This is a genomic window from Rhizobacter sp. (assembly GCF_046595475.1).
Taxonomy (GTDB): domain Bacteria; phylum Pseudomonadota; class Gammaproteobacteria; order Burkholderiales; family Burkholderiaceae_C; genus Rhizobacter.
In genome coordinates this window covers 39,748-53,275 of sequence record NZ_JBKJOQ010000059.1, presented here as the reverse complement: position 1 = coordinate 53,275, position 13,528 = coordinate 39,748, and the positions used below count along the sequence as shown (strand labels likewise).

General features: G+C 66.5%; 11 protein-coding genes. 5 read left to right on the top strand and 6 right to left on the bottom strand.

Going from position 1 to position 13,528, the window contains the following annotated elements; translation table 11 throughout:
- Nucleotides 1-52 precede the first annotated feature (52 nt).
- On the bottom strand, nt 53-1,774 hold the full coding sequence (gene recJ / locus AC30QB_RS10840; protein ID WP_489546226.1) for a single-stranded-DNA-specific exonuclease RecJ: 1,722 nt from the start codon (nt 1,772-1,774) through the stop codon (nt 53-55).
- On the bottom strand, nt 1,771-2,703 hold the full coding sequence (locus AC30QB_RS10835) for a hypothetical protein (protein ID WP_489546225.1): 933 nt from the start codon (nt 2,701-2,703) through the stop codon (nt 1,771-1,773). The genes recJ and AC30QB_RS10835 overlap by 4 nt, the downstream gene beginning before the upstream one ends.
- Nucleotides 2,704-2,853: 150 nt before the next feature.
- Between AC30QB_RS10835 and AC30QB_RS10830 the strand changes: the two genes are divergently transcribed.
- Genes AC30QB_RS10830 through sixA form a run of 4 tightly spaced genes read left to right on the top strand, consistent with a single transcriptional unit; the run spans nt 2,854 to nt 7,296 of the window.
- Nucleotides 2,854-3,720: a UDP-2,3-diacylglucosamine diphosphatase gene (locus AC30QB_RS10830; protein WP_489546224.1), complete on the top strand. Its 867-nt coding sequence runs from the start codon at nt 2,854-2,856 to the stop codon at nt 3,718-3,720.
- Complete coding sequence (locus AC30QB_RS10825) at nt 3,717-4,784, top strand: glycosyltransferase family 4 protein (RefSeq protein ID WP_489546223.1); 1,068 nt, start codon at nt 3,717-3,719, stop codon at nt 4,782-4,784. The genes AC30QB_RS10830 and AC30QB_RS10825 overlap by 4 nt, the downstream gene beginning before the upstream one ends.
- Nucleotides 4,781-6,835, top strand: a complete 2,055-nt coding sequence (ppk1, locus tag AC30QB_RS10820; protein ID WP_489546222.1) for a polyphosphate kinase 1 — start codon at nt 4,781-4,783, stop codon at nt 6,833-6,835. The genes AC30QB_RS10825 and ppk1 overlap by 4 nt, the downstream gene beginning before the upstream one ends.
- Nucleotides 6,835-7,296 (top strand): phosphohistidine phosphatase SixA, encoded by a 462-nt coding sequence (gene sixA, locus AC30QB_RS10815; protein ID WP_489546221.1) that lies wholly within the window; start codon nt 6,835-6,837, stop codon nt 7,294-7,296. Before ppk1 ends, sixA begins: the two co-directional genes overlap by 1 nt.
- 29 nt (nt 7,297-7,325) lie before the next feature.
- Here sixA and AC30QB_RS10810 read toward each other — a convergent pair whose 3' ends face one another.
- Genes AC30QB_RS10810 through AC30QB_RS10800 form a run of 3 tightly spaced genes read right to left on the bottom strand, consistent with a single transcriptional unit; the run spans nt 7,326 to nt 11,854 of the window.
- Complete coding sequence (locus tag AC30QB_RS10810) at nt 7,326-7,883, bottom strand: NADPH-dependent FMN reductase (protein WP_489546220.1); 558 nt, start codon at nt 7,881-7,883, stop codon at nt 7,326-7,328.
- 4 nt (nt 7,884-7,887) lie between these two features.
- The gene (gene ppx, locus AC30QB_RS10805; RefSeq protein WP_489546219.1) at nt 7,888-9,393 is read right to left on the bottom strand and encodes an exopolyphosphatase; all 1,506 of its coding nucleotides are present in this window, start codon (nt 9,391-9,393) and stop codon (nt 7,888-7,890) included.
- 49 nt (nt 9,394-9,442) lie between these two features.
- Complete coding sequence (locus AC30QB_RS10800; RefSeq protein WP_489546218.1) at nt 9,443-11,854, bottom strand: putative bifunctional diguanylate cyclase/phosphodiesterase; 2,412 nt, start codon at nt 11,852-11,854, stop codon at nt 9,443-9,445.
- A 321-nt stretch (nt 11,855-12,175) separates the two neighbouring features.
- Between AC30QB_RS10800 and AC30QB_RS10795 the strand changes: the two genes are divergently transcribed.
- Nucleotides 12,176-12,955, top strand: coding sequence for a ZIP family metal transporter (locus tag AC30QB_RS10795; RefSeq protein WP_489546217.1), 780 nt, complete (start codon nt 12,176-12,178; stop codon nt 12,953-12,955).
- Between the two features lie 60 nt (nt 12,956-13,015).
- Here the strand turns inward: AC30QB_RS10795 and AC30QB_RS10790 are convergent, their stop codons facing one another.
- Entirely contained in the window at nt 13,016-13,450 is a 435-nt protein-coding gene (locus AC30QB_RS10790) for a universal stress protein (RefSeq protein WP_489546216.1), read from the bottom strand.
- Nucleotides 13,451-13,528: the final 78 nt, after the last annotated feature.

Genomic DNA, 13,528 nt, shown 5'->3' with positions numbered 1-13,528 from the left:
TTGTAGGCAGCGCCTTCGCCGCACGCCGCCGCAGGGGGTATGCCTGCAGCGCTCAGCGCGCTGCTTCCACGATCATCTGCAGCCTCTGCTGGCCGTTGTATTCGTCGACATTGAGCCGATACGCCAGCGTCACCTTGTTGCCCACGGGCTCGCTGTGGCCGAACCAGATGGCATCACGCACAGTGCCTGCCAGCCGCACGGCGAGCTTCAGGTGCTTCTCGCCCACCAGTCGCTGCGAGATCACGTCGACCTCGTCGCAGAAGACCGGCGCCTCGAAGGCCTGGCCCCACACCTGCGCGTCCAGCGAGCGCACGGTCTCGAGATTGAAGTACTCGACCGGCAGCGGCCCGTCGGTCATCAGCGTGCGCGAGAGCGTGGCTGCGTCCAGCCATTCGCTGGCCACCTGTTGAAACGCAGCGTCGAAGGTGTCGAAGTCTTCTTCGGCCAAGGTGCAGCCTGCAGCCATGGCGTGGCCGCCGAACTTCTTCAGTACGCCGGGGTGGCGCTTGGTCACAAGGTCTAGCGCGTCGCGCAGGTGAAAGCCGATGATGGAGCGGCCCGATCCTTTGAGAAAACCGTCTTGGCCCAGGGCAAAAACGAAGGTAGGGCGGTGCACGCGGTCTTTGAGGCGCGAGGCCACGATGCCGACCACGCCTTCATGAAATTCGGGGTCGTAGATGGCCAGCGCGGGCGGCGCTTCGCCTTCGGGCATCAGAGACTCCAGCATCGCTTCGGCCTGCTCGCGCATGCCGCTCTCCACGTCGCGGCGCTCGCGGTTGATGGCGTCGAGCATCTGGGCCAGCTCGGTGGCGCGCGCCGGGTCATCGGTCATCAGGCATTCGATGCCGAGCGACATGTCAGACAAGCGACCGGCCGCGTTGATGCGCGGGCCCAACGCAAAGCCAAAGTCGAAGCCCGTGGCGCGGCGCGCATCGCGACCCGCAGCCGCAAAAAGCGCAGCCACGCCGGGCTGCATCTTGCCGCTGCGTATGCGTTTCAAGCCTTGCGCCACCAGTCGGCGGTTGTTGGCATCGAGCCGCACCACGTCGGCCACCGTGCCGAGCGCGACGAGGTCAAGCAAGGTGTCCAGCCGCGGCTGGTTTTCGGGTGTGAACGTGCCACGCTCGCGCAACTCGCCGCGCAAGGCCAGCAGCACATAGAACATCACGCCTACGCCGGCGAGGTTCTTGCTGGCAAAGCCGCAATCGGGTTGGTTGGGGTTCACGATCACCGTGGCATCGGGCAGCACGATGGCGTCGTGCTCCTTGGCGGGCAGGTGGTGGTCGGTCACCACCACGTCGAGGCCTAGCCTGCGTGCATGCGCCACGCCGGCGATGCTGGCGATGCCGTTGTCGACCGTGAGCAGCACATCGGGCTTCTTCTGCATCGCCAGGTCGACGATGGTGGGCGTGAGGCCATAGCCATGCACCGCGCGGTCAGGCACCACGTGGTGCAGCGTGCCGGGCTGCGCGCCCAGCAGCTTGAGGCCGCGCAGCGCCACGGCACAGGCGGTGGCGCCGTCGCAGTCGTAATCGGCCACCACGCAGATGCGCTTGCCCGCGGCGAGGGCATCTGCCAGAAATCGCGCGGCGGCTTGGGTGCCGAGCAGGCCGGTGGGCGGCAGCAGGCGGGCAAGGCCGTCGTCGAGCTCATCGGTGCTGCGCACGCCGCGTGCTGCAAACAGCCGCGCGAGCAGCGGGTGCACGCCGGCTTGTTCGAGCGCCCACACCGTACGGGGCGGCGCGTCGCGCAGCGTGATCTTGGGCGTGTTCACAGGGCTTCCAGCAGGGGCGCCACGGGCGGTGGCGAGAAGCGCTTTTCCAGGCGCGACCACAGGCCTTGCGGCTGTGGCTCGAAGCGTTGGGCAAAGCGCTCGCCGCACAGCGTGAGCGTGACAGCTTCGCCTTGCAGCAGGCGTTTCAGCGCTTGCTCAACCTCGCCCGCGTCCAGCGCCCGCCAGGCGTCGGCCCAAGCCACCCAGTTCGAGTTGACGGCGGGCGCCCGCAGGCCCGTGGCGCAGAGCAGATCGGTCGAGGCCGGCGTGGGCTGCGCGCGACCACACCCGCTGAGCCAGAACGAGTTGACGGGCAGCGCACCCTGGCCCACCCGATGGTCGTTGAGCGGCTGTTGGTAGAGCAACATCTGCACCTCGTTTTGCAGCCGACGGACCAGCCGGGCTTGCGGCGTGGAGGGCAACCACAGGTCGATGTTGCGGCCGATCACGCGGTCGATGGAAGCGCAGGGCAGGGCGTCGAGCGAGTCGTGCGCCACATACCAGCGTGTGGGCGCACCCCAGGCCGTGACCCAGCCTTCGCTCTCGAACAGCGGCTTCACCGCTTCGAAGAGCGTGTGCGACTCTTGGGCGCTCAGGTGCAGCGCGTGCGGGTCGGGCAGGCTGATGTGGTCGGCGCCCACATGCCAGTGCACCGGCGTGAGCTGACCCCAGGCACGCGTGCCGATGTCGACGCTGTCTTGCACGGCGTTGTGCGCGGCCCAGGGCAAGGCGCCGTCAGCGCCTTGCCAGCCCAGGGCTTGCGCGTGTGCGCGCTCATGCGGAGGGCTGAGGCTGTATTCGTCGGTGCCGAGTGTTTCGGTCGGGGTGAGGCGAGCCAGCAGCTTGGCGAGGTTGGGGAGCTTGAGGCTGCGCAGGGTTTGCGTGCCTCGCTCGGAGAGGGCCGAGGCAAAGGGAATCAGCAAGTGCATTGGTGGATTATCGGTCTGCCCCCTGGTTGGCTCCCTGCACAACGCGCAGAGCCCGCCTTTCCCGCTTTCGCGGAAATACACATCGGGCGTCACCAAGCTGTCACCCCCCAGCCACAGCCGCGTCACACCTGAGGTCGACCATGCCGTCTCATGCAAAGAGACGCCGCCCTCCTGCAAGCATGGACCGCCCCCGCCGAACCCGCCGCTGGCGATGACGCGCCGCGAGAGAGCAAGCGCCACTACCGCAGCCTGTGGATATCCGACCTGCACCTGGGCACCCCCGGCTGCCAGGCTCACGCCTTGCTCGACTTCCTGAAGCACACTGAGTGCGAGCACCTCTTTCTGGTGGGCGACATCATCGATGGCTGGCAGCTGCGCCGCAGCTGGTACTGGCCGCAGTCGCACAACGACGTGGTGCAAAAGCTTCTGCGCAAAGCGCGCAAGGGCACGCGGGTGATCTTCATTCCGGGCAACCACGACGAGTTTGCGCGCCGCTACGTGGGCCACAACTTCGGTGGCATCGACGTGGCCGAAGAGTGGGTGCACCAGACCGCCGACGGCCGCAAGCTGTGGATCACCCACGGCGACTATTTCGACGGCGTGATCCAGTGCGCCAAATGGCTGGCGCATGTGGGCGACTCGCTTTATGAGTTCACCCTGAAGCTCAACCGCTACCTCAATTCTTTGCGTGCGCGCATGGGGCTGCCGTACTGGAGCCTCTCCAAATACCTCAAGCTCAAGGTCAAGCGCGCTGTCAACTTCATCGGTGATTTCGAAAACGCCGTGGCCAAGGAGGCGCGGCGTCGCGGCGCACAGGGTGTCGTGTGTGGCCACATCCACCACGCAGAGCTGCGTGAGATCGACGGCATCGTCTACGCCAACGATGGCGACTGGGTCGAGAGCCTCACCGCGCTGGCCGAGCACGCCGATGGCCGCCTGGAGATCATCGACTGGGCCGAGCACATGCGTGAGCGGCAGGCGACGGGCATCACCGTGACCACCGAGGTGCTGGCATGAAGATCGCGCTGGTCAGTGACGCTTGGGCTCCGCAGGTCAATGGCGTGGTGACCACGCTGGTCGAGTTGCATGAGGGTCTGCTGGCCAGGGGCCACGAGGTTGCGGTGATCGAGCCCTCGGGCTTCAAGCGCTTCCCGTGCCCGGGCTACCGCGAGATTGAGCTGGCCTGGCGCCCTGGCCGCAAGGTGGCCGAGATGCTCGAAGCCGCGCAGCCCGATGCCGTGCACATTGCCACCGAAGGCCCGCTGGGCTCGGCCGCGCGGGCCTACTGCCTGAAACACGGCTGGGCCTTTACCACCGCCTTCCACACGCGGTTCCCCGACATCCTGGCGCGTGCCCTGCACGTGCCCGAGAGCTGGGGCTATGCCTGGTTTCGGCGCTTTCACGCGCCGTCGAGCGGCATCATGGTGCCCAGCGATGGCATGTATGACATCTTGCAGGGCTACGGTTTCTCGCCCTTGCGGCACTGGTCGCATGGTGTGGACCTGAGCCTGTTCCAACCGGTAGAAGGTGCCGACCTGGGGTTGTCTCGGCCGGTGTTCCTGTATGTGGGCCGGGTCAGCTACGAGAAGAATCTCGATGCGTTTCTCAAGCTCGACCTGCCAGGCTCCAAGGTGGTGTACGGCGTGGGCCCGCTGGAGGATCGCCTGAAGCGCGAGTTCCCCCAGGTGCATTGGCGTGGGGTGGTGCCTCGCGCCGAGTTGGTCAACATCTACAGCGCGGCCGACGCCTTCGTCTTCCCAAGCCGCTCGGAAACCTTCGGCCTGGTGATGCTCGAAGCCATGGCCTGTGGCACGCCGGTGGCGGCTTATCCGGTGCCGGGCCCGCTGGACGTGGTTGCGCCGCGGCACAACGCCGACGATGGCGGCGTGTTGCACGACGATCTGCGTATCGCAGCCATGCGGGCGCTGGACATTCCACGTGGTGCTGCGCGCCGCCGGGCCTTGCAGTTCGATTGGGGCGAGGTGTGCCGCGAGTTCATCGAGCACCTGGTGCCGGTTCGTCACACAACTGCCATGAGCGTCACGAAACCGTCGCAAAAGGTTCATAAACTGGTTTCATGACCTCGGCACCTCGAAATCCAGCGCTACTCAACCGCGAAAGCTCGATCCTGGAGTTCAACCGCCGTGTGCTGGCGCAGGCGCTGCGTGATGACGTGCCCTTGCTGGAGCGCCTGCGCTACATCTGCATCGTGTCATCGAACATGGACGAGTTTTTCGAGGTGCGTTTCGCCGACTACATAGAAGCCGTGCGCCAGCCCGGCGCCGGCGTATCGCAGCGCGACCTGGAAACCGTGGCAGCCGACGCCCACAGGCTGATCGACGAGCAGTACCGCGTCTTCAACGACGAAGTGATGCCGGCGCTGCAGCGCGAGGGCATCCAGATCCTCAACCACTCCGACCGCAACGAAGCACAGCGGCGATGGGTGGAGCAGTTCTTTCATCGCCAGGTGCGCCCGCTGCTCGTGCCGGTGGGGCTGGACCTATCGCACCCCTTCCCCCAGGTGGCCAACAAGTCGCTCAACTTCATTGTCCGCTTGGGCGGCAAAGACGCCTTCGGCCGCGAGAACACGATTGCCATCGTCAAGGTGCCGCGTGTGTTGCCGCGCGTGATGCGCTTGCCCGATGAGCTGGTCGAAGGCCATGAAAAGGGCGCGCAGGCTTTCGTGCTGCTCACGAGCGTGATCCGCGCGCACTTGGCCGAGCTGTTTCCAGGGCGCGAGGTCGAGGCGTTTTCGCAGTTCCGCCTGACACGCGATTCTGATCTGGCGGTGGACGAAGAAGATGTGGTCAACCTGCGCCAGGCCCTGCGCTCAGGGCTGACCACGCGTCACTTCGGCCAGGCGATCCGGCTGGAGGTGGTCAACACCTGCCCGCCCGAGCTGTCGGAGTTTTTGTTGACACAGTTTGCCCTGCCGGCCGCTGCGCTGTACCACGTGAACGGCCCGGTCAACCTGGTGCGCCTGAACGCACTGATCGACACGGCCTATGCGCCGCAGCTGCGCTTCAAGCCGCATGACGCACCGTGGCCACAGGGGCTGTCGCGCGACGAATCGATCTTCGAGCGACTGCGTGCGGGCGATGTGCTGATGCACCACCCTTATGAATCTTTCGAGCCGGTGGTGCAGTTTTTGCGCGAAGCGGTGGACGATCCCGATGTGCTGGCGATCAAGCAGACCATCTACCGCACGGGCAGCGAGTCGCCGCTGATGGATTTGCTGATCGAGGCGGCGCGCCGTGGCAAGGAAGTGATGGCCGTGGTGGAGCTCAAGGCCCGCTTCGACGAAGAAGCCAACATCAATTGGGCCGAGCGGCTGGAGGCTGTGGGTGCGCAGGTGGTGTACGGCATCGTGGGCCTGAAGACGCATGCCAAGCTGCTGCTGGTGACGCGGCGCGAAGGCGGGAGGCTGCGGCGCTACGGGCATCTTTCCACCGGCAATTACAACCCCAAGACCGCGCGGCTCTACACCGACGTGGGCTACCTCACCGCCGACCCCGACCTCACGTCTGATGCTGACGCCGTGTTTCAGCAGCTTGCGAGCCTGGGCAAGACGCGCCCCTTGCGCCAGCTGCTGCAAGCGCCTTTCACGCTGCACAAGCAGATGCTGCGTCATGTGGAGCAGGTGATGCAGGCGGCACTGGCGGGCAAACCGGCGCGCATCGTGGCCAAGATCAATGCACTGACCGACGTGCCGCTGATCGACGCGCTCATTGCCGCCGGGCAGGCCGGTGCCGACATCGATCTCATCGTGCGCGGTGCCTGCATGCTGCCACCCGGCATCGCAGGCCTGACCGACCGCATTCGGGTGCGCTCGGTGGTGGGCCGGCTGCTGGAGCATTCGCGGGTGGCGTACTTCCGTTGGGGCTCAAGCGAAGACGATGAGGCGTTGTTTCTGTCGAGCGCCGACTGGATGAGCCGCAACATGTTTCGCCGCATCGAAGTGGCCTGGCCGGTGCGTGACGCGGCCTTGCGCCAGCGCGTGATCGACGAGTGTCTGGTGCCTTATCTGCACGATCAGCAAGACGCCTGGCGCCTTCACGCGGACGGCAGTTACGAGCGCGTGAGCACTGAAGGCCCGAGCGCCCAGAAAGCCTTGATGGAGTACCACGCCTGATGGACCTGATCTTGTGGCGTCACGCCGAAGCCCATGTGCTGCGCGAAGGGCAGACCGACTTGGAGCGCGCGCTCACCGGCAAGGGCGAGCGCCAAGCGCAGCGCATGGCCGAGTGGCTGAACCAGCGGCTCGCGCATTCGACCCGCATCTTGGTCAGCCCGGCGCTTCGCACCCAGCAGACCGCCAAGGCGCTCGATCGCAACTTCAAGACGGTGCAGGCGATTGCCCCGGATGCATCGGCGACCGCACTCCTGAGCGCGGCCCGCTGGCCTGAAGCGACTGAGCCGGTGCTGGTCGTGGGCCACCAGCCTACGCTCGGCCAAGTGGCGGCCTTGCTGCTGGGCGAGGTGGCGCAAACCTGGGTGATGAAGAAGGGCGCGGTTTGGTGGCTGCGCAGCCGCGAGCGCGAAACGGGTAACCAGGTGGTGCTGCAGGCGGTGCAGTCTCCTGACCATCTTTGATTCGCTGCCAGCCGGTTGTCCAGCGCCTGCTAGCAAACGGGGAACGACGGCCCTGGGTTTTCGAGGCCGCTGTTGACGGCATCGTGCAAGGCTCGCAAGGCCGCCACGATGGCGCTCGTCACGACGGGCGAGGCCAGCATGCCGTCTTGCGTCAGCGAGGTGCCATTCAACGCAATACTGACTGAAGCGGGCTCCACGATGAAGGCCGACATGGTTTTCAGTGTTTCGCGCAGTGCTGCGTCGGCCAGATGCGCGCGCGGCTGGGCGTTGAGTACGGCCACCGGTTTGTCGAGGAATGCTTCCAGGCTCACCAGCCAGTCCAGCGTGTTTTTCATGACACCTGAGACGCCATGCGCGTACTCGGGGCTGGCGATGATCAGCGCGTCGGCGGTGGTGACGGCGGCGCGCAAGCGTGCCACGGGTTGCGGTACTGCAGCCTCGCGGTCGATGTTGAAGAGCGGTAGCTCGCCTATGCCTGCATAGACCTCGATCTGCAGGCCGGGGGGTGCTAGCCGCGCAGCAGCTCGCAGCAAGGCCGTGTTGATGGAGGCGGCCCGCAGGCTGCCCGACAGGGCCAGAACCTTCATCAGCTCACGCCTTGACCAGCAGCCGCAAGGCACTGCTGCGCTCCCACACGCCGACCTCTTCATGCAGCAGGTACAGCGTGCGCGGGTGGGCCTCGGCCCAGCCGGAGGGGAGAGAGAGCTGCGCCTGTGCGCCTTGTCGTTGCAGCGTCAGGGCATGCGGATCGGCCTCGTCGCGCGCATGGCAGGCAATGATCGCCAGCCGCAGGCACAGTGCCTGCCAGGCAAAGCCGTCTTGCGCGAGCTGCGCCTCGACCTTGCGCAGACCGCCGCGCTGGGCCAGCACCAGGTCGGCGAGGCGGCGCTGTTGCGACTGCGAGAAGCCTGCGGCGTCTACATGGCCGAGCAGGTAGGCGCTGTGACGGTGATGGTCGTGGTGCGACACCATCATGCCCATCTCGTGCACCGCAGCGGCCCAGCCCAGCTCGCGTGTCAGCGCGTTGTCGGCAGAGGTCGCCACGCTGGCATACAGCGAGGCGGCCACATCGGCCACGCGCCGGGCCTGGGGTACATCGATCTCGAAGCGGCGCTGAAGCTCGGCCACCGAGTCGTCGCGCACGTCGTGGGCGGCGGGGCCGGTGGCGGCATTCAGCCGCTCGTCCAGGTCGAAGATCACGCCCTGGCGCAGCGCACCGCGCGCGGGCTGCAACGCTTCGATGCCGAAGTGCGTGGCCAGTGTGTAGAGGATGGCCAGGCCGCCGCCGATCACCGCGCGGCGGTCGTCTTTCAGGCCGGGCAGATTGAGCTTGTCGACGCGACCGGCGCGCAGGCATTGGTCCATGCACCAGCGCAGGCCGTCGGGCGTGATGACACCATCGCTCACGCCATTGGCGGCCAGCAGCTGGGACACGGCGCCAGCGGTGCCGGAGGAGCCCAGTGCTTCGTCCCAGTGCTGCGCGGCAAACGGTGCGAGCGCTTCTTCCAGCTCAGCGCCGGCGGCCACCTGTGCGCCACGAAACGCCTCTTCGGTGAACCGGCCTTCGCCGAAGTAGCGCATCGACAGGCTCACGCTGCCGACTTGAAACGACTCAGCGCGCACCGGCGTGCGGCCCTGGCCAAGGATCATCTCGGTGGACCGCCCGCCGATGTCGATCACCAGGCGGCGCTCCCCGGATGGCTGTAACCGCGCCACACCAGCGAAGATGAGGCGTGCTTCTTCGCGGCCCGAGATCACCTCGATGGGGTGGCCGAGCGCGGCTTGCGCGCGGGCGAGAAAGGCGTTGCGGTTCTGCGCCTCGCGCAGGGTTTGCGTGGCGACCGCGCGCACCTGCTTGGTACCAATGCCATCGAGCCGCTGGGCGAAGCGGCGCAGGCAGGCCAGGCCGCGCTGCATGGCGTCTTCGGTGAGCAGGCCCTGTGTGTCGAGGCCCGCACCCAGGCGCACGGTTTCCTTCAGGTAATCGATGCGTTTGTAGCGGCCCGGGCTGAGCTGCCCGATCTCCAGTCGAAAGCTGTTAGAGCCCATGTCGATGGCGGCCAGCAGCCCGGCATGTGGCGAAAGCGATGATTCCATGCCCCGGATTGTGCGGGGATTTCTGTGACGACCTGTCTGGCGTGGCGCTTCAGGTTGTGTAGTGCGCTGCCGTCTCGACGGCCGTGGCGGCGTCGTTTGATGCGGCCTTTGCGTCGTGGGCTTGCAAGAAGCCGCTCACCTCATGGTGCAGCAGGGGTGCCGCGATCAGGAAGCCCTGAACCGAGCCGCACCGGTGCTCGCGCAACACCTGGAGCGCATGTGCGTCTTCTACGCCTTCGGCGAGGGTTTCCATGCGCAGTGCGCGTGCCATGTCAATGGTGGCGCGCACGATGGCGCGCACGTCGGGGCGCTCAACGATTTCGCTCACGAAAGCGCGGTCGATCTTCAGCTGGTCGAACGGGAAGCGACGCAGATAAGCCAGCGACGAGTAGCCGGTGCCAAAGTCGTCGAGCGCGATGCGCACGCCCAGCTCGCGCAGCGTGTGCAGTTTGTCGAGCGTGGCGGGGCTGTCGCCCATCAGCACCGATTCGGTGATCTCGACCTCTAAGCGGTGTGCGGGCAGGCCGCTGGTGGCCAGTGCATGGGCCACGTCGGCGCGCAGGTCGCGCGCCATCACCTGCAGTGGCGACAGGTTCACCGCCACGCGTATGGCCTCGGGCCAGGCGCGTGCCTCCTTGCAGGCCTGGTGCAGCACCCACTTGCCGATCTCGTGGATCATGCCGGCCTCTTCGGCCACGGGGATGAACTCTTGCGGTGGCACCTCGCCCAATTCGGGGTGCTGCCAGCGCAGCAAGGCCTCGAAGGCGGTGACTTCGTTGGTGGCCAGGTTCACTTGCGGCTGGAACACCAGGTGCATCTGTTTGCCTGGAATCGCTTCACGCAGCGCGCGCTCGATGCTCAGGCGCTTCATCACGCGGGCTTCCATGCTGGGCGTGTAAAAGCTGAACTGGCCGCGGCCCGCGGCCTTGGCGGCGTACAGCGCGAGGTCGGCGCGCTTGAGCAGCATGTCAGCTTCTACGCCGTCCTGCGGCGCCATGGCCACGCCGAGGCTGGCGCTCAGGGGCACCGTCACGCCGCTGATTTCGCAGGGCTTGCTCAGGGCATAGAGCACGCGGCCGGCGACGAGGGCGATCTCGTCAACGTCGCTCACGTCGCGCACGATCAGGCCGAATTCGTCGCCGCCCAGGCGCGCCACCACGTCGCCCTCACGGCGCGCGGCCTGCAGGCGCTGGCCGACCACGCGCAAGAGCTGGTCGCCCATGTCGTGGCCCAGTGCGTCGTTCACCGTCTTGAAGCCATCGAGGTCCAGGCACAACACGGCGCAGTGCTCACCCGCCTTGCGCACGTTTTCAAGTGCGGCGTCGAGCTCGACGCGAAAGCGGTGGCGATTGCTGAGGTCGGTGACACCATCGAAATGCGCGAGCTGCCAGACATGGTGCTGCGCTTCGCGGGCCGCGGTAACGTTGGCGGCCACGCCGCGCCAGCCTTTGCCGCCTTCGATGGGCTTGGCGGTGAGTGACCACCAGATCGTGCGTTGAGCCACCCGCACTGGCAGCTCGATGTGGCTGAAGGGCGTGCCCCCGACGAGGTGATCGGCCAGGCGCTTGAGTGCCTCAGCGCCTTCGGCGGCCACCGATTCCCGCAACCGCCGCTGGCGGCGCAGCAGCAGCTCGAGCAGGCTTCGGCCTTCTAGCGCTTCGCTGGGGCGGCCGAACATGCGGGCCATGCGTGGGGACACCCTGCACAGCCGGCCTTCGCCATCGACTTCCCACAGCACGTCGGCGGCATGCTGCTCGAAATCGCGCAGCAGCAGGCCGATCACCTCGCGCTGCTTGTCCGAGCGCAGCTCGGCCATCAGCCGCCCCTTGAACATGCGCGACCAGGTCTGCACGCCGAAGCCCATGACGAGCAGGTACACCATCAGCAAAATCGTCATCGGCAAGATGACAGCCTCAGCCTGCTGCGCCAGCGCGGCGGCGGCGCCCACGCCCATGATCAAGGGGAAGACGGTGCCGGCCTGGCGGATGGCGGCCAGGGCGGTGGTGCCCGCGCACATCACGGCCACCGTCACGGCGGTGAGGATCAAGAACTGCGCGGGCGTAGCGACCGAGGTGAGCCAGGGTAGGGGCAGCGCCCAGAGCAGGCCCATCACCGTGGCGTGCGCGGTGGCGTGCGCGGTGGCCCGGCGTGACACCTGGCCGGGCGCATAGCCCCGCTGCCAGCGCCACCAAGCGCGCGCGCCCATGCCCACGGCGCAGGCGAGCAGGCCCGCCCAGGTGGCCATCAGCAGGGGCGAGACCTGGTCGCGAAACGTCCAGCACAAGGTGCCCACGCCCACGGCGTTGGCCACCACCACCAGCGGCGTAAGCGTGAGCACCGCCCGAATTTGCAGCGCGCGCAACCGAGCCCGCAGATCGTTGGTTTGCGGCTCTGGCAGCTCGGAAGGCTCGGCTCCATCAGCAAGGCTGCTGTCGTTGGTGAGCTGCGATTGCGTGTTCAAGGCGGGGGTGGATGTGGGCGCAACAGGGGCGTGCATTTGCCGCTTGCGCACAGCCCGAAAGCCGCGCACCTGCGGCGCAAGAAGCGAGGATTGCCGCTGCCGCAGCGGGGCGCAAGGGCGTCTATGCCACTCGCTCTGTTGCCGACGGGCTATCGGACAAAAAGTGCCGAAAACGACAGCACCCCCGAGCCAGGGTGGTGGCGTGAAGGGGCGGGGCTCTTCGTGCGGTTGTTCACGCCGCTGCGGGGGGCTCCACCTTGCCGTAAGCTTCAGCCCCTCGAAGCCGCGCGTGTTGCGCCGCTTTTTCTTGCCGCTGCGCTCATGACTCTTCTGTACATCATCACGGCCACACTGGCCGGAGGCCTGCTGTCGGTGTTGATTGCCGCCAGCCTCACCGTGAAGGTACTGGGCCGCGTGGTGCAACACCTGGTGAGCTTGTCGGCGGGCGTGCTGCTCGCCACTGCCTTGCTCAATGTGCTGCCTGAGGCCTTCGAGAGCAAGAGTGCCCATCCGCAGGCGTTGTTTGCCACGCTGCTGGCGGGTTTGATCTTTTTCTTCCTTCTGGAAAAAGCTGAGCTTTACCGCCACAGCCACCACCATCAGGGCGACGGGCACCACCACGACCATCACTTCGACCAGAAGCAGGCCGGGCGCGGCGGCTGGAGCGTGCTGATGGGCGACAGCATCCACAACTTTTGCGACGGCATCATCATCGCGGCGGCTTTTCTCACCGACACGCACCTGGGCCTGGTGACCGCGCTTGCCATCATTGCGCACGAAATTCCGCAAGAGGTGGGCGACTACATCGTGCTGCTCAACGCCGGCCTGTCGCGCAAAAAAGCGCTTCTGTACAACGCCCTGTCTGGCCTGTCTGCCGTGGTGGGCGGCGTGGTGGGTTACTTCATCGTCGGCCCGTGGGTAGAGCTCTTTCCCTACCTGCTGGTCGTGGCCTCAAGCAGCTTCATCTACGTGGCGGTGGCCGACCTGATCCCGCAGCTGCAGCACCGCCTGTCAATGAAAGACACGCTGGCCCAGTTGGCGTGGCTGGCGGTGGGAATGCTGCTCATCGTGGGCGTGCTGCGCTTCGTGCACGGCCACTAGCGGTACCACGAAGCGCGGAAAGGTCCGGCGCCGGGCCGGCCCAAGCCGCACGGCGGGGGGCTACCTCACCACCAGCACAGGTACCTTGGTGTGGGTCAGCACCTTCTGGGTTTCGCTGCCCAGCAACAGAGCGGTGACGCCGCGGCGCCCGTGCGAGGCCATCACGATCAGGTCGCACTCATGGCGGCGAGCGTGCTCGATGATGGCTTCCCAGGGGTGCAGGGCTTCCACCGAGTGGGCTTCGCATTGCAGGCCTGTGCGCTCGGCAGATTCGCGCACTTCTTTGACGCGGGCCGAGGCGATGCGCTCTTGCGCGTCGAAAAACTCTTGCGGCGGCGTGGGCTGCATCTCTGAGATCGCGCTGTAGGGGAACGGCTCTTTCACGCTCAGCGCGTAGAGCTTGGCGTTGACCGACTTGGCCAGCGCGATGGCGGTGTCTACCGCCTTCTTCGTGATGTCTGAGCCGTCGGTGGGAACCAGAATGCGATTGAACATGATCAGCTCCTTGAGTCAGTGACTTGAACGGGAGTGTTCGATGCGAAGGTAGTCCCATGGGCGGCCCGGGTCAACTGT

Excerpts from the sequence above, each read along its gene's own strand:
- AC30QB_RS10835 (WP_489546225.1), bottom strand. The coding sequence starts at position 2,703 with ATGCACTTGCTGATTCCCTTTGCCTCGGCCCTCTCCGAGCGAGGCACG.
- AC30QB_RS10830 (WP_489546224.1), top strand. The coding sequence starts at position 2,854 with ATGCAAAGAGACGCCGCCCTCCTGCAAGCATGGACCGCCCCCGCCGAA.
- AC30QB_RS10825 (WP_489546223.1), top strand. The coding sequence starts at position 3,717 with ATGAAGATCGCGCTGGTCAGTGACGCTTGGGCTCCGCAGGTCAATGGC.
- ppk1 (WP_489546222.1), top strand. The coding sequence starts at position 4,781 with ATGACCTCGGCACCTCGAAATCCAGCGCTACTCAACCGCGAAAGCTCG.
- sixA (WP_489546221.1), top strand. The coding sequence starts at position 6,835 with ATGGACCTGATCTTGTGGCGTCACGCCGAAGCCCATGTGCTGCGCGAA.
- AC30QB_RS10810 (WP_489546220.1), bottom strand. The coding sequence starts at position 7,883 with ATGAAGGTTCTGGCCCTGTCGGGCAGCCTGCGGGCCGCCTCCATCAAC.
- ppx (WP_489546219.1), bottom strand. The coding sequence starts at position 9,393 with ATGGAATCATCGCTTTCGCCACATGCCGGGCTGCTGGCCGCCATCGAC.
- AC30QB_RS10795 (WP_489546217.1), top strand. The coding sequence starts at position 12,176 with ATGACTCTTCTGTACATCATCACGGCCACACTGGCCGGAGGCCTGCTG.
- AC30QB_RS10790 (WP_489546216.1), bottom strand. The coding sequence starts at position 13,450 with ATGTTCAATCGCATTCTGGTTCCCACCGACGGCTCAGACATCACGAAG.